Genomic DNA, 19,870 nt, shown 5'->3' on the forward strand with positions numbered 1-19,870 from the left:
TGCTTTCTTGTAGGCCGTCTGAATGTTCAGACGGCCTTATCGGTTTTAGTTGATGGAATAGCCGCGCAGGTATTGCGTACGTTCGCGGGTCATACGGGTTTCACACTGCAGGCGCAGGTATTCTGCTTGTGCGGCGTTGTCTGCGGACGCGGCGGCTTGTTGGCAGTTGAGTTTTTTGCTTTGAATCCAGGCGCGTTGTTCGCCGAGGATTTGTTGTTTGACATCGCTGTCTAAGCCGCCCCAGAGGTCGTTGATCTCGCCGTCTGTCTGACGGTTTTGCGCGCGCGCGTTGTCGAGTTCGCTTTGGCTGAGGCCGGGCGGCTCGTTGCGCGGAGTTTCACGGTCAGGGTGCAGGACTTCGTAGTCTGAATCGTCGTCATTATCGGTCAAACCGACGGCTTGGCTGGCGGCGTTGTTTTCAAGGATGTCTTGCGGATTGAGGGTGGGTGGTTCTTCCGTGTTTTGGTTTTGCAGCAGTTTGATGGCCTGCTCTTTGGACACGGGTTTGCCGTCTATCATGACGATGCTTTTCACGCCGTAGGGCAGCAGGGTGGCGGAAAGGGTTTGGGCGGTGGAACTCAGGGTATTGTCTTCGAAAACCGGTTTGCCGTCTTTATCGGGGGTGTAGAGCAGGGTGGTGCTGAACGTGTTGTTTTCAAAAGTCAGGTTGCTGCCCATCAGTTTTTGTTCGAGCATGTCGGACAACGGGGTGTTGCCGTAAATCAGCGGGCTGTTGTCTATGGCCGTCTTGAGGATGGTGTCGGGAATGCGGATTTTGAGGTTGGCGCGGCAGATGGCTTTGCCGTCGTCTCCGGTTTCTTTGGGGTCTTCAAGCAGGGTTTCTAATTCGAGGCCGGCGGCGATGATTTTGTCGGCATCGACAAATTGGCGGTTGTCATTGCGGGCAAAGGAGCGCGCTTGTTGTTTGAGGGTGTCTTCGATGGTGGTACGGATGTTTTGCAGTGTGGCCGGTTGGGCGCAATCAAGTGCGGCTTTGGGCTCTTCTTTGCTGCATGCGGCAAGAAGAATCGTGCTTAAAATCAATACGGAAGCGGTTTTTTTGTACATGGGTACTCCTGAAGATGACGGCCTTTCAGACGGCCTGACGTGCTTATCATAACAAAAGCACTTGCAGCAAGTAAATGCGGCAAGTGCTTTTCTATGTCAGACGTATCAGCCTTTGATGACGCTGATGAAGCCGGAGAGGATGGCGGCGTTGAGCAAGTCAACGAAGAACGCACCCACCATAGGTACAATCAAGAAGGCTTTGTGAGACGGGCCAAAAGTTTGGGTAATGGACTGCATATTGGCAACGGCAGTCGGGGTGGCACCCAAACCGAAGCCGCAGTGACCGGCTGCCAATACGGCAGAGTCGTAATCGCGACCCATGAAGACGTAGGTAACGAAAGTGGCGTACAGAATCATCACGACGGTTTGTACGGCCAAGATGATGGTTACAGGGCCTGCCAGACCGGTCAATTCCCACAGTTTCAGGTTCAGAAGAGCCATAGACAGGAAGAGTGACAGGGAGGCGTTACCGAATACGTCGATGGCACGGTCAAACATATTGACTTTGAAGGCGGCAGTCAGGACGTTGCGGATGACCACGCCTGCAAACAGACACCATACGAATTTAGGCAAGTCGAAGAAGGCTTTGTCGTAGCTGTCCACGATTTCGGCAAAAGCCAAACATGCGGCAAACATCGCGAGCGTTTCGACAGCGGAGTCAGCCGTAATCAGGCGAGTGCGCTGTGCTTGTTCGAAGATGTCATCAGTAGCATCGTTGTCGTCGGATTTGGCAGTTTTGACGATAGGTTTACGGCCCATTTTGTTGATCAGACGGCGTGCAACAGGACCACCGATCAAACCGCCGAATACCAGGCCGAATGTTGCAGAAGCCATACCTAAGCCGGTTGCGCCGGTCAGGCCGAATTTGCTTTCAAAGTCAGGACCCCATGCACCGGCGGTACCGTGACCACCGGTCAGGGTAATCGAACCGGTAATCAGGCCAATCAGCGGATCCAAGCCCAATGCGCTCGCCAAGCCGACACCGACAAAGTTTTGGACGATGATAAATGCGCCCACCACGGCGGTAAAGATAACCAAAGGCAAACCGCCCGCTTTCAAACGGGAGAAGTCGGCGCTCAAACCGATGGATGTAAAGAAGATGAGCATGAACGCATCTTGCAGCGGTTTTTCAAATTTGAAGCTGACGCCGTAGGCTTCGTGCAGGGCGAACAGGACGATAGCGGCAACCAAACCGCCGGCGACCGGCTCGGGAATATTGAAGTCTCGTAAGAATTTGATTTTTTGAACCAGAAATTTACCAACCAGCAACACGAGTGTGGCGGCAATCAGTGTGTAATAACTGTTGAATTCCCATTCCATGTTGTTTCACCTCCTAGAAATGTTTTTCCGAGCATCCGTTTTTGTTCCGGATGTAGTGTGTTTCAACGCTTGGCGTTATCCGCCGAGTGTCATGGTATTGATGCGCGGGCAAGGTGTTTTCAGAAAGAAATGAAAACAATGACGTGTCCGTGAAAAATAACTGGCAAATATTAGGGGAATAGTTAAAGATTGTCAAAAAATGCGAGTGTAAATATTTTCAGACGGCCTTTTGACCGATGGCATGGTGCACTTCGCGGCGCCATTGTTCTAATAGGGATGTTAATGATTCGGCCGAAGTGTGGCCGTTGCTGATGGCGGCCTGCAGCCAGTAGCAGGCGGTCGGAACATGACAGCCGACACCTTGCCCGTGATAGTAAAAACAGGCGAGGTGGTATTGGGCGGAAGGGTGGTTTTGTTCGGCTGCGATTGCGTACCAGTGGGCGGCCGCCCGAGGGTCTTGCGCCGTACCGAGGCCGTAATGGTAGATGCGGCCTAAGGCTGCCGCCGCGTTTTTATGGTGGAATTCGGCTGCTTCCATGTAATTCTTGCGCGCGGCATTGTAGTCTGCGTAGCGACCGATGGCGTGGGCTTGTGCTTCCGCCAAACGGTAGATGGTTCCGATTTGTTGCTGTTGCAGGGCGGCTGTTTTGATTTGTTCGTATTGTTGCGGATGGTACAGTGCGGCGTCGCTGATGAGTTTTTGTGCCGCGGAGGCAGAACCTAACGTGGCGGCACGGTGGTAGTAATCGTGCGCGATATGGTTGTCGGCTTTGATGCCGAGGCCGTAGCGGTAGAGGTCGCCCATGATTTTCAGGGCTTCGGGATGGTTTTTTTCGGCAGCGGCTTTGGCGTAGCGTGCCGCTTGGAACGGGTCTCGTTCGGAAAGTTCGCCGGTCAGGGCGTATTGGGCCAGCTTGGCCTGTGCTTCCGCTTGTTCCTTATCGGCGGCACGACGATACCATTCTAAGGCTTCGGGTTTGCGTTGGGCGGCAAGAAGGTCGGCCAGCAGGGTTTGTGCGGCGATGTGGCCGGCTTGCGCGGCTTGTTCGAGATATTGTTCGGCTTGTGCGTGGTTGTGGCTGACGCCTGTGCCGTAGAAGTAGATTTGACCGAGTTGCCAGCAGGCAGCAGTCACACCGAGCGTGGCCGCTTTTTCGTATTGTTCGATGGCTGTTTCAACGTCGCCTTGGCGTTGATGATGGCGTGCCAGATGGTAATACGCAGGCGCAGCATATCGGGCAGCGGCAAGCTCCGCCCAGTAGAGGGATTGTGGATCATTGCGCTGTGCGTGGTAACGCATGAGGATTAATTGGGCTTCGAGGTGACCTTGCTCACCCAGCCAGGCGTATTCGTTAAGAAGCTGTCCGGTCGGGGTGCCGTTGTATTCGCGTTGTTGCAGCAGGGTGAAGAGTGCCATGGGGTGGCGTTGGGCAGCGGCGGCTTCCAACCATGAAAGTGCCTGCTCCAATTGGCCGTTTTGCAGCAGATGGTTGCCCAATGCGAAAGCAGCTTCCGCATAACCCTGCTCTGCCGCCTGTTGCAACAGGGGCAGGGCTTGGGCGGTATGGGATTGTTCCAAAAGGGCGGCGGCTTGCCGGTAGAGGATATCAGGAGCGGCGGTCATGGTTTGCGGGCGGATATAAAGTGGAAGACGGATGCTGTGGCATATGGGCGGCGATACCGGTTGAGGGCTTTGTAAAAATATTGCTCGGCATAGTTTTGCTGGCTTATCTTTAGGATGCTTAGCTTGTTATATTGTTTTGCCTAGGGGCATCCATATTTTGTGTGTTACAAAAGGCTCAGCTTGAGTCGGTATGCGCTCATGACAGCTCGGTCATTATACTGTCTTTGTAATTTATTGTTAATGATAAATGCAGGTTTTTGTGTTTGATTTACATGGAAGTAGCCAAGGTATTGATTGCTTCAGGCCGTCTGAAATATTTTCAGACGGCCTGAACTTTCCTTCGCTAAGTCAGGTTGTCGGTATGGAAGAGTCGGATGTGTCTTTGTTGGGGAAAAACACCTGACTGTAGAAGTTGCCGTTAATTTGGGTCACGTTGAGGTGGTACATACGGTAGGCATGGAACAGGTCGCTGTCAGGCGGTGTCGGATGATTCCAAAATTCTGCCAAGGTATTTTGGTCGGTTATGCCGGGAATATCATAATAGGCACGGCCGAGAACCTTAACTGGCATATTGTGAATCAGGCCGGACAGGCCGCTGGTGCTGTTGATGGTAACCATGCCGAGGCCGTGGCGCAGGAAAACGGGCAGGGGGACATCATGGACGTAAGTGATACGGCCTTTGAGTTTGGGGTGTTTTTTGATAAAGCGTTTGATGTCGCGCGAGTAGTCGATAAAGCCGCGGTCCATCGGATGATGCTTGATGATGAGGTTGGTATCGGCAGGCGCGTGCGCGGCAAAGGAGGCCAAAATATGGAGCAGGAAGCTGCGGACGCTGGAAAAGTCACAATGGATGCGGACTTGGCTGTCGTTGAATACCTGCAAGGGAACAATAAAAAATTTGCCGTATTTGCCCGCCTCCACGCGTTTGGCGATTTGGATGTCTTCAATATAGTAGTTCAAACGCTTGAGGATGGAGATTGACCACAGTTTGAGGTAATGGCCGGCATTGGATGCGCGGTGGTGGATGTAGTTCGGGTACTTGTTCGGGTTGCGGAACAATTCGATATAGTAACGGACGGCGTTTTTGGCCATGGGCATAAACCCGCCGCGTACCGGCGTCGGCGCTTTGTATTCTTGCTGTGCCAGCTTGGGGAATTGTTCCAAAAAAAAGTCGGCACGGCGCGGTAACGGGGAAAATGCGTTGACGCCGTCTTTTTCTAAGGTGATGTAGTAGGGGCGGAAATAACCTTCTTCAAACGCCCAGAAACCGACTTGGTTTTCGTTTGCAATGCGTTTTGCAATGACGTGATAAGGGCGTGTGTCGCCAAAGCAGACAACCGCCTGGATGTGATGTTGAACGATGTATTCTTGCAAAAATTCAGGAAAGGCATCGTAGTTGTCGTTAAAAACAACGGTATGAGCTTGAGTGGGCGGATAAAAATAGTCGTCGCCTGCATTAAAGTTGAATTTATGTACGGTTTTGCCGTTTTCAGTCAGCCAATTGGCAAGGCGCAGAAAAAAATCGCCGACAGGACTTTGAAGCAGCAGGATATTTTCTGCGCTTTCAAGCAGGTTTTGCAGGTTGTTTTTGAGGACGGTCTGTTTCATGTCGCAATGTGGTTTTGTTTTTTATGTAATAGTTTTGAGTTGAACTTTCAAGCATACGCCAAGCGTATTAACGATGCAAAGGCAATGATGCCGCAATTGAAGCTGGTTTATGACGCATTGTTAACTTTGATGGTGTTTATTTGAAAGATCGATATAGTTGTTTGATTTTACCTAATTTTTTAGCAAAGTACCCGCGATGTAATCCGTTGTTGTTTTTTTGCATATTTTTTTGTCGTATCAGGATTTGGGCAGCGGTTTCCGCATTAATGGCCTGATGGGTTTCGGGATGGATATAGTCGGGGTAGTGGATGAGCGTGCCGGCAATCAGCTGCCAAAGCTCAAGCCTGCGGCTGCGGCGCGGAATGGGGAGCAGATCTTGGGTAAGTCCCCAACCTGCGTAAAAAGGCAGACCGTAGCAGCTGACTTTTTTGCCGCGCAACAAGGATTCAAAACCAGTCAGCGAAGTCATGGTATGTATTTCGTCTGCGTATTGGAGACAGGTCAGGATATCGGCTTGTTCGACGGTTTGGTCGGCATATCGTGCCGTATCTTCAGGGGAAATATGGCCGATGCGGTTACCGCTGACTACATCTGGATGCGGTTTGTAGATGATATAGGCATCGGGATTGCGTTCGCGTACGGTACGGAGCAGATCCAGATTGCGATAGATTTGGGGCGAACCGTAGCGGATAGACGCATCATCTTCAACCTGGCCGGGAACGAGGATTACGGTTTTGTTGGTTGACGGGACCGTGAAGTCTGAGCTGCCGACGTTGTATTTACTGATGTGGTTTTCGGTCAGCATTTTTTGCAGCTTCAAGGCCGTCTGAAAGTCCTGGTCGTCGAAGTTTTGGTTTTGGAGGATGTGTTCAAGACGTGACGGGGTTTCGGCATTGAAATAAATGCCCATATCGTCGGTAACGAGCGACAGCGGTGGCACTAAATTAGAACCGAGTCCGACCGAGCGGATAAAGCCGTCTTCCATGCGCAGCAGGGGGATATTATGTTGTTCGGCAAAACGGACGATGGCCTCTTTGCCGTTGCCCCAAGCTAGGATGCGTGCATCGTCGGACAGTTTGACCCCTGCCAGTTTTTGGGTGGAGGAGATAAATTTCAGACGGCATGAGGGTACGTTAAAGAACGGTTTGGCAACCGCGCGTTTCCACAAAGACATGCCGACGCAATACAACTCTCCACGCAATTTGTCGTTTTTGCGTTTGACCGTTGCCAGATAGTCGATAACATCAAAGAGGCTGCCTGCTTCGCCGGTATTGGGGTTGAGGTAGCGGCTGTATTGCAGATAGGCTGCTGCGAAGAGTTGCAGCAAGTTGCGGCGGGCGCGGCGTTGGGTTTGAACAAGGCTGCCGATTTTGGGATGGCGGTCGTTGCTTACGCCCCATCCGGCGTACCACGGCAGGCCGAAGGTGGTCAGTGGTTTGCCGCACAAAAGCGCCTCAAAACCCATTTGCGAGGTAACGCAATAAACCTTATCGACGTTTTGCAACAAAGAAATCGGATTGATGTCTTCTGCCAAAAGATGGACGCGGTGTTGCTGCGCCAGTTGGGTCAGATAGCCTTGTTTTTTGCCGCACAAAACATCGGGATGGGTTTTTACCCAGATATCGGCTTGCGGGTTTTCATTCAAGGCCGTCTGAAACATCAGTTCAAACGTAGAGGCGTCTGCGCCGCCATATTGGATGGCCATATCGCCGAAGGTTTGGTCGATGATGAGGACGGTTTCGGGTTTGGATGGGGAACGTAAAGGATGATCTTCTGAAAGTTCGGGCGCGTGGTTGTATTTGGACAGGTGGTGTTGCAGGATGAAATCCATCGCCTGTTGCGCTTGAGCCAAGGTTTCAGACAGCATGGTATCGGCGGCGAGAATCAGTTGTTCCAAACGTGAAGGACGGGTGGTGTCGTAGTAGATGCCGATATCGTCATAGACGATGGAATAGGGCGGATAACCGGAGACGCCCAGTCCGAGCGAGCGTAAAAAACCGTCTTCCAATGCAATAAAGGGAAGCCGGTGTTCAGCGGCGAAAGTACGCGCTTTGTGTGTCGTCGGGCGCAAACCCCAGCCGACGACAGTCTCTGTACCTTTTCCATCTTTGCAGATATGAAACTCAGGCAATAGGGTGGAGAGATGGGGAATTTTGCGGATGCCGCGAGAGGGAATGTAGGCGTTTTTCACAATGCGTTTTCGTCGATTATTGTTATTAATAGATTGTAGGCCGTCTGAAAAGAGGAGCATTCTTTCAGACGGCCTGAATTATTTTTAAAACTTTTTAAAACGTGACTGCTTCAGCCAATACTTTGCCGGCCAAGTCTTTAGGCGACAGATTCGGCTCGCCTTGCAGCGGCCAGTCGATACCGACGGTCGGATCATTCCAAATCAGCGAGTGTTCGGCTTTGGGGTTGTAATAGTCTGTGCATTTATAGACGAACTCGGCTTCATCGCTCAGTACATAGAAGCCGTGAGCGAAACCTTCGGGTACCCACAGTTGGCGTTTGTTTTCTGCAGACAAGATCTCGCCTACCCATTTGCCGAAAGTAGGGGAGTCTTTACGCATATCGACGGCCACGTCGAATACTTCGCCGACAACCACGCGCACGAGTTTGCCTTGTGTGTTTTCAGTTTGATAGTGCAGGCCGCGCAATACGCCTTTGCTGGATTTGGAGTGGTTTTCCTGCACGAAGGTGCGGTCGCAGACTTGGGTCTTGAACCACTCGTCGCGGAAAGTTTCCATAAAAAAGCCGCGCGCATCGCCGAAGACTTGCGGCTCAAGCAGTTTTACGTCAGGAATGGCGGTATCAATGATGTTCATTGTTTTATCTTTCATCTAAAGGCCGTCTGAAAAGTTTCAGACGGCCTCAAACATTATTTTTTCAACAGGCGCAGCAAATATTGGCCGTATTGGTTTTTCGCCATCGGGCGCGCCAGCTCTTCCAGTTTTTCATCGGAAAGCCAACCGTTGCGCCAAGCAATTTCTTCCAGGCAGGCGATTTGCAGGTCTTGGATGTTTTGTACGGTTTGGACGAATGAAGCGGCTTCGTGCAGGCTCTCGTGGGTGCCGGTGTCCAACCATGCGAAACCGCGTCCTAAAAGTTGAACCGACAATGAACCGTCTTCCAAATACATTTGGTTGAGGTCGGAAATTTCCAATTCGCCGCGGGCGGACGGTTTGATTTGTTTGGCGAACTCGACGACGCGTTGGTCGTAGAAGTACAAGCCGGTTACCGCCCAATCGGATTTGGGCTGTTGCGGTTTCTCTTCGATAGACAGGGCGTTGAAGTTTTCGTCAAATTCAACCACGCCGAAACGCTCGGGGTCTTTGACTTGATAGCCGAATACGGTTGCGCCGTGGGTCTTGGCGGCGGCCTGTTTCAATGTTTGCGTAAATGATTGGCCGTAGAAAATATTATCGCCCAAAACCAAGCAAACATTGTCGTTGCCGATAAATTCTTCGCCGATGATAAATGCCTGTGCCAAGCCGTCCGGACTGGGTTGCACGGCATAACTGATGGAAATGCCGAAATCGCTGCCGTCGCCGAGCAGGCGTTTGAAAGAGGCGTTGTCTTCAGGCGTGGTAATGACCAAAATATCGCGGATTCCTGTCAGCATCAATACGGACAGGGGATAGTAAATCATGGGCTTGTCGTACACGGGCAGCAGCTGTTTGGATACCCCGCGCGTGATGGGGTAGAGGCGAGTGCCGCTGCCGCCGGCAAGGATAATGCCTTTCATGGGTTTTCTCCTGAGTAGTGTGTGTTTGCGTGATTTTCAGACGGCCTAATATGGGAACAGGCCGTCTGAAAACTTATTTTCCGGTGCCTAAACGCTCTAAACGGTAGCTGCCGTTCAATACGTTTTGCCACCAGGTTTTGTTGTCCAAATACCATTGCACTGTTTTGCGGATGCCGGATTCGAATGTTTCTTGAGGTTTCCAGCCCAGCTCCCTGCCGATTTTGGCAGCGTCGATGGCATAGCGTACGTCATGGCCGGGACGGTCTTGTACGAAAGTAATCAAATCTTCATAACGTGCCACGCCGGCCGGTTTTTCAGGAACAAGCTCTTCCAGCAGGGTACAGATGGTTTTGACGACTTCAATATTGGCTTTTTCATTGTGGCCGCCGATATTGTAGGTCTCGCCGACAACACCTTCGGTAACAACCTGATACAGCGCGCGCGCGTGGTCTTCGACAAACAGCCAGTCGCGGATTTGCATACCGTCGCCGTAAACGGGCAGCGGTTTGCCGTCAAGCGCGTTCAGAATCATCAAAGGAATGAGTTTTTCCGGAAAATGGTAAGGGCCGTAGTTGTTGGAACAGTTGGTTACGATGGTCGGCAAACCGTAAGTACGCAGCCATGCACGGACGAGGTGGTCGCTGGACGCTTTAGAAGCAGAGTAGGGGCTGGACGGCGCGTATGGCGTGGTCTCGGTAAACAAATCGTCTGTGCCGTGCAAATCGCCATAGACTTCATCGGTAGAAATATGGTGAAAACGGAAGGCTTCGCGCTTTTCAGACGGCATTTGTTGCCAGTAGGCGCGGGCTGCTTCAAGCAGATTGAATGTACCGACGATATTGGTTTGGATAAATTCGCCTGCCGAATCGATAGAGCGGTCGACATGGCTTTCCGCAGCCAAGTGCATCACGGCATCAGGCTGGTGTTGTGCGAATACGCGGTCGAGTTCGGCGCGGTCGCAAATATCCACTTGTTCAAAAGCATAGCGAGGATTATTGGCTACCTCAGTCAAAGATTCCAAATTGCCGGCATAAGTCAGCTTATCGACATTGACGACAGAGTCTTGGGTGTTTTGGATAATATGACGGACAACGGCAGAACCGATAAAGCCCGCGCCGCCGGTAACAAGGATTTTTTTCATAAGTTTCAGAGGATAGTCAAAATAATATAAACGGATTATAGCAGACAGAAAGTGTGTTTTTCAGATAAAGAGGCCGTCTGAAAACATCTCTTTCAGACGGCCTGTATCAGGTCAACTTAATCGTCGTAGCCATTTGGATTGTTGCTGACCCAACGCCATGAGTCTTCCATCATCTGCGCCAAATCGCGTTTGGTTTCCCAACCGGTCTGCGCTTTGGTGTAGGCGGGATCGGCGTAGAAACAGGCCAAATCGCCATCACGACGCGGTTTGATTTGGAACGGAATGGTCAAACCGGAGGCTGCCTCAAAGGCACGGATGATTTCCAATACCGAATAAGCACGTCCCGAACCCAAATTAAACAGGTGTACACCCGAAACATCGCTTTTCGCCTGCATTGCCGCCACATGGCCTTCCGCCAAATCCATCACATGGATATAGTCGCGCATACCCGTACCGTCTGGGGTAGGATAGTCATCGCCGAAAACCGACAATTGCGGCAGCTTGCCTGAAGCCACTTGGCAGATATAAGGCAGCAGATTGTTTGGGATACCGTTTGGCTGCTCGCCGATCAAACCGCTTTCATGTGCACCGATAGGGTTGAAATAGCGCAACAAAATCACGCTCCAACGCGGATCGGCCTTTTGGATATCCGTCAAAATGCGCTCCACCATAGACTTAGACGTGCCGTAAGGGCTGGTCGTATCCCCCGGTTGCATATCTTCCGTATAAGGTACTTTACCCGGATCGCCGTAAACCGTAGCAGATGAGCTGAACGCAATCTTAAATACGCCGGCACGCGCCATTTCTTCAGCCAAAACCAAACTGCCCGACACATTGTTGTCATAGTATTTCATTGGTTTGGCCACGCTTTCACCGACTGCCTTCAAGCCGGCAAAATGGATGACAGCATCAATATCGTGTTCCGCAAAGATTTGACGCAACACTTCACGATTACGGATATCCCCTTGGTAAAAAGGCACAGACTTGCCGGTAATCTTTTCCAAGCGCGGGAGGATGTTGGCAGACGAATTGCACAAATTGTCCAAAATCACGGCATTAAAGCCTGATTTCAACAGGGAAACAACGGTATGAGAACCGATAAAACCGGTACCGCCGGTGATAAGAATAGTCATTGGTTTTCCTTAATTAAAATTGTGTTTGGAAGTCGTGAAATCGGTTGGCTGAAAATACAAACACGCTTTCAGATGGCCTGGTGTAAGTGTTGTCAAAGAGGGATTGCTTTATTTGGATATTGTATATTTAGTTACCTGAAAAGTAAAAAAATATGGGATAATCACAGTGTTATGCACAGAGTGCAAAGCGTTATCATTTCAATTTTAATAAAAGGATCTTACCATGTCAGTATCTAACGAAGTTTTGGCGTTGATTTCACAAGTTGCACAAAAACAAGTGTCAGCAAATGAAGAATTGTTGTCTACAGGACTTATTGATTCTGTGAGCGCAATGGATTTGGTTATGGCCATCAAACAAAAATTTGATGTTGATTTGCCGTTTGAGCAACTGGTTGATATTTTGGCAAACTCAGCCAATATCATTCAATATGTTGAAAATAATTACAAAGGCTAAATCATGAAACAATTAAATGAATTCCAAAATCTTGATGATTTTTTGGAATACCGTTTCAGCCAAACTTCGGGAAAAGCGTTAGTTAATGATACTCAAGAATGTTCTTGGGAAGAGTTGCGCGTAAAAATAGCCGCATTTATCGAGGCTTACAAAAGCATAGCAGATATTACCAAAAACATTCCTCTGGTGTTGCACGGCCATAAAGAAATTGATTTTGCAGTGGCAATTTATGCCTGCTTATTAAACAAAATCCCTTTTATTCCGGTGGATAGTATTTATCCTGAAAGCCGTCTGAACAATATCTGCCAACTGTCGAAAGCACGCTTTGTATACCGTTCGGCAACGCAAACTTTTGAAAAGCAGACTGACGAAGAAGTAGAGCTGGCTGAAAAAGATTTGGCTTACATCATGTTTACTTCAGGAACAACCGGCGCACCTAAGGGTGTGCAAATCGGTCGTGAAGCCGTGTTTAACCTGATGAAATGGATGAAAGAGCAGCTTAATTTAGCCGCACCTAATGTATTCATGAATCAGGCTCCGTTTGCGTTTGATTTGTCAATGTACGAAATCTTTGGCAACTTGGCTTACGGCGGTTGCATTGTCATGAACAGTCGTGATGCTATTTCTAATCCTGCCACCTGGATTGATTTTTTGGCCAAACAACAAATTACTACCTGGGTTTCCACGCCTTCTTTTGCCATGCAGCAGCTGCTTAACCCTAAATGTAGTCAAGCTACTTTACCGAGTTTGAAAGAATTTTTGTTCTGCGGCGAAAAACTTGGCAAACCAGTAGTAAATATGATTTTTCAAAAATTTCCCGGTGTCCGTGTTATCAATACCTATGGTCCGACTGAAGCTACTGTAGCAACAACTTACGTTGATATTACACCTGATATGCTGGCGGCAGAAGAAGAGTTGCCTGTAGGCGTTGCCGTGCTTAATTCCAAATTAGAGATTGTTGACGAAGAGATTTGGATTAGCGGTAACCATGTGATGCGTGGCTATCTGAACAACGAAACTGAAAATGCCAAACGCTTGGTAGTACACAGTGCAGATAACCGTACTTATAAAACAGGTGACTACGGTTTTGAAAAAAATGGATTGTTCTATGTACAAGGCCGTAAAGACGAGCAGATTAAGCTCAATGGCTACCGTATCGAACTTTCAGAAATTGAAGAAAAAATTCTTAACCTTAAAGAATTTGCCTTTGATACTGTGGCAGTAGTAGCTTTGAAGCGCAACACAGGCGCAGTATTGCGTTTGGTGTGTTTCTATACAGCCAAGCAAAGTGCAGATACTCAGGCGATCAAAGACGCATTAGTACAAAATTTACCGTCTTACATGATGCCGTCTGAATTTATTCACATTGATGAAATTCCAGTCAGCACCAACCACAAAACCGACAAAAAAGCATTGTTGGAAAAATATCAGCAGGGTTTATAAAATGGATTTATATCAAATTCAGCAAAACATCTTACGAAAAGCCAAGATTGATCCTCAAAAGGTTAACGCTTGGATTTATAACAATCAAAGTATAGTGTTTGATTTTCTGTTGAACGACTATTTTGTCAGCGTCAGTTATACGGCAGTAGGACAAACCTTTAACTTTATTGAGCGTAATAAGAGCAAAATTTCTAAGATTTCCGGCTTCCATAAATTTCTGAAATATATTTCAGAAATTTATGGAAGTTACCCACAATCGGTTAATCAAGAAAAGACAGTATTGTCTTTTAAATTTGCTGAAGCCGATTGGGCAAAAATCGAGGATAAATTTAGTGAGATTTTAGAAGTTACTTCCATTTATCTTGGCAGCGAACTGTGCTACATCCTGAATGTTGAAAAAAATAAAGGCATTAATTTAGCTGAGTACTTGGATAAGCCGGAAGTTGAATACATTGGTGTTAAAGGCGACAGTAATGAGTTTTTCCTAAGCTATGCTCGGAATCATGGTCTAAGTGATTATGTTTATGAGCTAAATAATAGAGGCTTTTTAGCTGTCGAACACAAAATGGGTGTAAGTGTGTTCCGTCGCGTGAACAAGCACAGTTATAAAGATCTTTTGGCTTATTTCCCAGACTCTTTCCATGAGTTGGAAAATGTCATTTATACTGTTGAAGCACCGAAAGTATTGAGTGCCAACAAGAAAAACCTATTGGTGTTGTTCTCTTATACCAATAAGAGCAATGAGAATATGGTTGACCGTTATTATAGCCACCCATTTCCATTTATCAGCAACAGCATCATGCCAAATACTTATATCATCCGTATGGCTGATGTATCAGACGCGTTTGGCAGTCACGGTTTGAATACAAAGTTTGATGAAAATATCGAAGACAATATCCAGCGTTTCATTAAGAGCCTGATGAATATTTATGGCGTAGATAAGAAAAACGTAGTCATTTGCGGCGCATCATCAGGCGGTACAGGGGCGGTATATCACGGCTTAATTGGTGGGTACAAAACCTTTGCAATCGACCCATTTTTGGGCAACCATAAATACTATGGTGGCAAAGATCCATTGTATCTGCACTCTATCCGTACGCCGATTTTGGAGACTTTCAAAAAGCTACCGGATGTAATTGATCATAACCTTGAAAATCAAGTGGTCATTTCATCGGCTAAAGTATCAGAGTTTTATCCGGATATTAAAGAGCTGAAAGAAGCATTGCCTACAGTTGTATTATGTGAATTCGACTTTGAAAAAATTCAAAAGCACATAGATTTTTCAGGCAACACAGTATTCTTGTCCAATACCATTATCAATAATTTGCTGTTGGACATCCATATTACTGATTCGGACATTAATCTGAATTAAAATATGAAGTAGATATATGGTAGCTTGATTAGTGTATTAACAGTAAAGGCCGTCTGAAAACATAAAAGTTTTCAGACGGCCTTTTTTAAGATAAGACAGAAATTACTCTAAACAAGCCAATTGTTTTTTCAGACACTCAGCCTGTAATGCCTTGTCACCTTTAGCTTCGGCTATTTCAGCTGCCAGTTTCCAATATGCTGCTGTGTCTTGTAGAGAGAGACTGTCAAAATAACGTTGTGCTGCCTGATGGTTTTTCAGACGGCATAAAGCAGTTGTATAAAGATACATCGTTTCCGGTGAGGTTTGTGCAAAATCAGCCAATATTTTGGTGACAGACTCCCAATCTTGGTTTTGGGCAAGTTTTTCAGCTTCATACAAGGCCAAAGACGGATTCTCAGGATATTTTTGGCGCAGTTGGGCCAATAGATATCCTTCGCCGTCAGTGTTGCCGGTAGCGTACATTTTTTTCAGATAATCGATTGTTAAATCTTCAGGAATTAAGAGCAGATTTTCTTCAAAGGCACGGTTAAGCTGGGTAAATAGTTTTTCAGAATCACCGCGTAATTTTGCCAGTCTTGCAATCGCGATACGGCAACTTGGATCATTCTGAGTATGGTTTTCAAAAGCAACCAAAAACTGATGCGCGCCTTGTAAGTTACCAAGTTTCATGCAGAGGTAAGAAGCCAATAGCTCGGGTTTGAGATAGCCTTTTTCGCGATCATCCAAGCCATCAATATACGTTTTCAGTAAAGCCAATGCTACAAAATAATTCTGCTCCGATAGCTTTTGTGCTACGGCTAACAAAGGTTGATATGAGTCGGATAAGTCTGTACCTATCCGGGCAAACAGTTTTTCAGACGGCCTTTTTGCTTGATGAAACGAGGCTGCAAGCAATGCGACAAGTAAATCATTTTGCGTTCCTATATGCTTGTTTTCAGCAAAAAATTCCGCCCCTTTAACGGCATTACCAATATATAAGTCCATTTTCGCATGCCAGTAACCTGCGGTATCGGGATAATCAGGTAACAGGTTTTGCAAAGTGTCAAACTGGTTGCTTTCAAATAAAGCGTTCAGATAGCGATGGCGATAATCAGCTGTTTCTTCCGCATTCAGACGGCCTGTATCAAGCAGAGTTTGGATACGGGTTGCTGCCAAGTCCCATGCATGAAGTTTCTCAGCTTGGGTAATCATATTCTGAATAATAGGCAGATTATCTGTAGTGTCAGGTTGGTCAAGTGCTGTAATAGACTGATAGACACGCTCACAATTATTCGAATCCCTAAATTGGAATGTTTTGTCGATACGTTTTTGATATAAATCAGGTACTTTAGCTTGATTGTTTACTAGATCTTTTAATGCTGCCAGAAGTTCTGTTTCATTATAAGCAACTGCACCAAAACCATCTCGGTTATAGTCAAAATAACCTTTTTGATAGGTGTGATTTCCACTGGAGAATACTTCATCATAATCGAATTGATAATACAAAATAGCTTTATTTAAGTAGGCTACATCAAATGCAACAGATGAATAGTCTGTAATCAAGATGCTAGTATTTTGGAAGACGGATTGGATGTTACCTTCTGAATAGCTATAGATCTTAATAAAGTCAGGTACAGTGAACTCATCCATGTATTCCTGAATACTTGGATGTGGTGCAAAGACGATTTGATAACCTTGATCATTCAGTTCTTTTAATATGGCATGATTCATGAAACCATGCCAATGTCTGGCATAGTTAGTTTTCATGAAATCAGGGTTTCTTGTTCGTTCTGTACCTGAAATATATGTGCCTACAATGGAGCTACGCCATGTTGGCATAATTAAAATCTGCTTAGATTCGGTATTGTTATTGATAAGTAAACGGTCATAACGAGGGAAGCCTGTCAGTTTAACTTCTTTTTTACCAAATTTATAAGCAGTCGTATTGTCCACAATAGAATGGTATTCTGGATTTGTCGCTGTAACGAAACAAGCAATTTTTTTGGTATTTAACCAACCTGATAAATCATCTTTCGTAATGCCATGTTGTAAAAAGACGTAGTCTTTATCTAATAGGGAATTATCTTTGAAATAATGTGTGATATATCCATCAACATGACTACTGATGATTTTTGCGCAGTCTTTTAATTTACTCTCAAATGCAGATGAGCCAAATTCAAGCAAATTAAACCCATCTTGTTCGAGCCTTTTCCAATCAGAGGAGGTTTTTTTCAGGGCAAAATAAATATCTTGTTCTGGATGATTTTCACTAATATAACGATATAAGTGTTCTGCATTATCATCGGCCTGATTGTCCCTATCCATTAAAATCCAGTCATTCGATTTAACCGTGGATTTTTGTTTGAATGAAGTGAATACTGCTTCGATTGGTAGTTTGTCAAATTGTTTTCCTGAGAATGTTAATTTGGCTCTTTTACCGGCTAAAAAAAGTTCTAAATCGCCCATGTCGTGACAAGGAAGCCATGTGCGGTATTCTTTAGTGTATAAACTGCCTAGAAAGTCATAGACAACTTCTTTTTGGTATTTAGGGAATATTTCCTTACCATTGATTACCCATTGTTCAACAATTGGAAAATTTGAAAAATATTTCACCAAAATCTGTTTCTTTTTCAAATCAAAATCTTCAATATAAGCAATTTGGCTTTTAGGTGCTGTATTTTTAAATAAACCGAGCAGAGCTACTTTTTGGAAAAACCATGTCCCTGCTAAATTAAAGCGAAGAATCGTTGCTTCATCAATATATGAAAACATTTCATGTAATAAGGCAACGAAATGTTTTTTTTGCTCTTCACTTAGGTGTGACAATGCTGCAGGTTTATTTACGATACGACCAAAATACCAGATGATATGGTATAGGACGATTCTTTGAATATGCTCAGGGACTTTTCCAAATTTCATTTTGGCTGTTTTCAAAATTTCAATACAGCCTTTTTCAATTACCCTAGAAAATAGTAATGGATTGTTCCATGCTCCATCTAACGTGGACGAACCATCAGAACGTTTTCGATAAAAATAACTGATTTTTGACAGAAAAGCAGCATTAGTTGAGGCATCAGTATTTAGAATATAATCGGTAACAAATTTTGCATCTTCAAAGCTAGGTTTCATTGCCTCATCAAAATAAATATGTGCATTACGGATATTATCAATTTTGAAAAAAGCAGTACTTGCAGATAATTGTAGGTGATCTTTTAGATTAGATAATGGAAGGATAATATCCCCTTTAGCAAAACGATATTTTAAGGGGTGTGTATCTTTCACCATGTCTTTATCTTCAAAGTAGAATACTAATGGGCAACCTACTATGCTAATGTTGGCATTATTACTTAAGAAGTTATCTGTCTTGTAGAAGTAATCAGAAGAAACAAAGTCATCTGGATCTATGAATGTTACCCATTCGGTTTCAACATGTTGTAAACCCAGATTGCGTGCCGAGGCCTGGCCGCCATTTTCTTTGTAAAAATAATGGATATTTTGGGGAAACTTGGCTTGCCATCGTTTGATGATTTCTGCCGAATGGTCGGTTGACCCATCATCTACTAGAATGATTTGAATGTATTTTTTGAAATTCAAGCTTTGTTTGACGATGCTGTCAAAGTATTCATCAAGGTATTTTTCGACGTTATAAACGGCTGAAACGATTGTAAATTGATTATTACCTTCGTATTTTAAGGGAAGGTATTTTTTGAGTTTCATTACGCGTTTGGCGTACATGTCGCGGAAAAAGAGTTTAGGGTCTCGTAAGAGCTTCCGAAATTTTTTATTGTTCATTTTTTTTAACCTTTTATTTTTATTTGGTTTTGAAGTAATTTTCCAGCATTTGAATCAGTTTGTCCTGGTAGTTTTCAATCTGTTGCTGGCTGTGAAAATCGTTGGCACAAAAAGAGTGTGGCTGCCGCCCATTTTTTTTATTTTCCAAGAGCTTGATATATTGGGCAGGCGCTTTGTTGGAGCGGATATTAAAATAATAACATATTTCATTACCTACTGTAGATTTCCTGTTTAAAAACATCAGCCAAGGTACGAGGAAGGTGGCAAGGTTGAGATCGTGGTTAGAACGGAAACGGTTGGATAAAAAGGCTTCAATCTCAGTACGGTAGTGTTGCCAAGCAAATTGAAAGCTGCTTTTATGCAGTGGAATATAGGTGTGTACTAACGGACGGTCGATGTGGCAGTCGTAGTGCTGTTGTAATAGTGTGATGCAGTTTTTTGAGGCGGAAAGAGTGGGTGTGTCGGTTCCTCTTTCGGACATTTGTTTTAGGCTTTTGTCTGCAATAAAAAGTGAAGCAATCCCGTTGGCGTGAAAAAAATGTTCCTTCGGTAATGGTCGGGCAACAAATACATCATCGTTAAAATAGATGAAGTGTTCATTTAGATTAGGAATGTTGTGCAAGTGTGCTTCGATTACATGCGAATTGAAGGTGGGCAGGTATTGCGGGTCAATGATTTGACTGTGATCTATTATGCTGACATTGGGATAGTCGGCAGGATTGAGCCAGTCGGGGCGTTGGTTGTCGGTAATGATGTAGATATGGTTGACCCACGACAGGAAGGTGCGCACGCTGTGAAGTGAATAGTAAAGTTCGTTGTGGTTGCTGAAACGGGCTTCGTCATTATTGTGGAGTGCGTTTTGTTCGGCAGTAGGGCTATGTTGGCGCCGACGTTTCTGCCATTTGGGATCTTGGTTATTTACCCATGTGAAAACGACATCAACTTTAATAGGGGGAAGGTCGATACTATTTTCAATTTCGGCTAAATACAGGCTGTTGTCGATAATGACCGGTTCGTCAGACTCTGTTGTACGCTGTTCGGCGTTTCGGACAGGGTATCTTTTGTTGAGATAGTCGCGGAAGAATACACCTGGTTGTCGAATCAGTTTTTTAAGTTTTCTCATGACGGTATTCGCTGTAATGTGATGTCTTTTGATGCTTATGTCAGGTTTTCAGACGGCCTAATATTTCA

Annotated in this window: 14 protein-coding genes; 3 read left to right on the forward strand and 11 right to left on the reverse strand. The window is 45.9% G+C overall.

Annotated features, from left to right (window positions below; all coding sequences use genetic code 11):
* Positions 1-45: 45 nt before the first annotated feature.
* The 9 genes from ACTHUR_RS03745 to galE form a co-directional block, all read right to left on the reverse strand.
* Positions 46-1,068, reverse strand: a complete 1,023-nt coding sequence (locus ACTHUR_RS03745; protein ID WP_440361261.1) for a lysozyme inhibitor LprI family protein — start codon at positions 1,066-1,068, stop codon at positions 46-48.
* Between the two features lie 105 nt (positions 1,069-1,173).
* Positions 1,174-2,388, reverse strand: a complete 1,215-nt coding sequence (gltS, locus tag ACTHUR_RS03750; RefSeq protein WP_004519089.1) for a sodium/glutamate symporter — start codon at positions 2,386-2,388, stop codon at positions 1,174-1,176.
* A gap of 217 nt (positions 2,389-2,605) precedes the next feature.
* Complete coding sequence (locus ACTHUR_RS03755) at positions 2,606-4,012, reverse strand: SEL1-like repeat protein (protein ID WP_004519087.1); 1,407 nt, start codon at positions 4,010-4,012, stop codon at positions 2,606-2,608.
* 348 nt (positions 4,013-4,360) lie between these two features.
* Complete coding sequence (locus ACTHUR_RS03760; RefSeq protein ID WP_049335783.1) at positions 4,361-5,620, reverse strand: capsule biosynthesis protein; 1,260 nt, start codon at positions 5,618-5,620, stop codon at positions 4,361-4,363.
* Positions 5,621-5,756: 136 nt separating this feature from the next.
* Complete coding sequence (locus ACTHUR_RS03765) at positions 5,757-7,871, reverse strand: capsular polysaccharide biosynthesis protein (RefSeq protein ID WP_440361262.1); 2,115 nt, start codon at positions 7,869-7,871, stop codon at positions 5,757-5,759.
* A 34-nt stretch (positions 7,872-7,905) separates the two neighbouring features.
* Positions 7,906-8,445, reverse strand: coding sequence for a dTDP-4-dehydrorhamnose 3,5-epimerase (gene rfbC / locus ACTHUR_RS03770; protein WP_036492531.1), 540 nt, complete (start codon positions 8,443-8,445; stop codon positions 7,906-7,908).
* Between the two features lie 53 nt (positions 8,446-8,498).
* Positions 8,499-9,365 carry a glucose-1-phosphate thymidylyltransferase RfbA gene (gene rfbA, locus ACTHUR_RS03775; RefSeq protein ID WP_004519082.1) on the reverse strand — a complete coding sequence of 289 codons (867 nt, stop codon included), beginning with the start codon at positions 9,363-9,365 and terminating at the stop codon, positions 8,499-8,501.
* Between the two features lie 73 nt (positions 9,366-9,438).
* Positions 9,439-10,506, reverse strand: coding sequence for a dTDP-glucose 4,6-dehydratase (gene rffG / locus ACTHUR_RS03780; RefSeq protein ID WP_049335785.1), 1,068 nt, complete (start codon positions 10,504-10,506; stop codon positions 9,439-9,441).
* Positions 10,507-10,622: 116 nt separating this feature from the next.
* Complete coding sequence (gene galE, locus ACTHUR_RS03785) at positions 10,623-11,639, reverse strand: UDP-glucose 4-epimerase GalE (protein WP_004519079.1); 1,017 nt, start codon at positions 11,637-11,639, stop codon at positions 10,623-10,625.
* A 223-nt stretch (positions 11,640-11,862) separates the two neighbouring features.
* Between galE and ACTHUR_RS03790 the strand changes: the two genes are divergently transcribed.
* Genes ACTHUR_RS03790 through ACTHUR_RS03800 form a run of 3 tightly spaced genes read left to right on the forward strand, consistent with a single transcriptional unit; the run spans position 11,863 to position 14,908 of the window.
* Positions 11,863-12,093, forward strand: a complete 231-nt coding sequence (locus ACTHUR_RS03790) for an acyl carrier protein (protein ID WP_003747973.1) — start codon at positions 11,863-11,865, stop codon at positions 12,091-12,093.
* Between the two features lie 3 nt (positions 12,094-12,096).
* On the forward strand, positions 12,097-13,536 hold the full coding sequence (locus ACTHUR_RS03795; RefSeq protein WP_150540576.1) for an AMP-binding protein: 1,440 nt from the start codon (positions 12,097-12,099) through the stop codon (positions 13,534-13,536).
* Positions 13,463-14,908: an XcbB/CpsF family capsular polysaccharide biosynthesis protein gene (locus tag ACTHUR_RS03800; RefSeq protein WP_440398540.1), complete on the forward strand. Its 1,446-nt coding sequence runs from the start codon at positions 13,463-13,465 to the stop codon at positions 14,906-14,908. The genes ACTHUR_RS03795 and ACTHUR_RS03800 overlap by 74 nt, the downstream gene beginning before the upstream one ends.
* 102 nt (positions 14,909-15,010) lie before the next feature.
* On the opposite strand, the gene ACTHUR_RS03805 is transcribed toward ACTHUR_RS03800, so the two are convergent.
* Both ACTHUR_RS03805 and ACTHUR_RS03810 read right to left on the reverse strand, forming a co-directional pair.
* Positions 15,011-18,604 carry a CDP-glycerol glycerophosphotransferase family protein gene (locus tag ACTHUR_RS03805; RefSeq protein ID WP_224783381.1) on the reverse strand — a complete coding sequence of 1,198 codons (3,594 nt, stop codon included), beginning with the start codon at positions 18,602-18,604 and terminating at the stop codon, positions 15,011-15,013.
* A gap of 94 nt (positions 18,605-18,698) precedes the next feature.
* Entirely contained in the window at positions 18,699-19,802 is a 1,104-nt protein-coding gene (locus ACTHUR_RS03810) for a stealth family protein (protein ID WP_049335791.1), read from the reverse strand.
* Positions 19,803-19,870 lie beyond the last annotated feature (68 nt).

The organism is Neisseria sp. P0021.S007 (assembly GCF_051956855.1).

Coding starts and splice junctions, on each gene's coding strand:
- rffG (WP_049335785.1), bottom strand. CDS start 10,506: ATGAAAAAAATCCTTGTTACCGGCGGCGCGGGCTTTATCGGTTCTGCC.
- galE (WP_004519079.1), bottom strand. CDS start 11,639: ATGACTATTCTTATCACCGGCGGTACCGGTTTTATCGGTTCTCATACC.
- ACTHUR_RS03805 (WP_224783381.1), bottom strand. CDS start 18,604: ATGAAACTCAAAAAATACCTTCCCTTAAAATACGAAGGTAATAATCAA.
- gltS (WP_004519089.1), bottom strand. CDS start 2,388: ATGGAATGGGAATTCAACAGTTATTACACACTGATTGCCGCCACACTC.
- ACTHUR_RS03795 (WP_150540576.1), top strand. CDS start 12,097: ATGAAACAATTAAATGAATTCCAAAATCTTGATGATTTTTTGGAATAC.
- ACTHUR_RS03755 (WP_004519087.1), bottom strand. CDS start 4,012: ATGACCGCCGCTCCTGATATCCTCTACCGGCAAGCCGCCGCCCTTTTG.
- rfbC (WP_036492531.1), bottom strand. CDS start 8,445: ATGAACATCATTGATACCGCCATTCCTGACGTAAAACTGCTTGAGCCG.
- ACTHUR_RS03800 (WP_440398540.1), top strand. CDS start 13,463: ATGAAATTCCAGTCAGCACCAACCACAAAACCGACAAAAAAGCATTGT.
- ACTHUR_RS03790 (WP_003747973.1), top strand. CDS start 11,863: ATGTCAGTATCTAACGAAGTTTTGGCGTTGATTTCACAAGTTGCACAA.
- ACTHUR_RS03765 (WP_440361262.1), bottom strand. CDS start 7,871: ATGCTCCTCTTTTCAGACGGCCTACAATCTATTAATAACAATAATCGA.
- ACTHUR_RS03760 (WP_049335783.1), bottom strand. CDS start 5,620: ATGAAACAGACCGTCCTCAAAAACAACCTGCAAAACCTGCTTGAAAGC.
- rfbA (WP_004519082.1), bottom strand. CDS start 9,365: ATGAAAGGCATTATCCTTGCCGGCGGCAGCGGCACTCGCCTCTACCCC.
- ACTHUR_RS03745 (WP_440361261.1), bottom strand. CDS start 1,068: ATGTACAAAAAAACCGCTTCCGTATTGATTTTAAGCACGATTCTTCTT.
- ACTHUR_RS03810 (WP_049335791.1), bottom strand. CDS start 19,802: ATGAGAAAACTTAAAAAACTGATTCGACAACCAGGTGTATTCTTCCGC.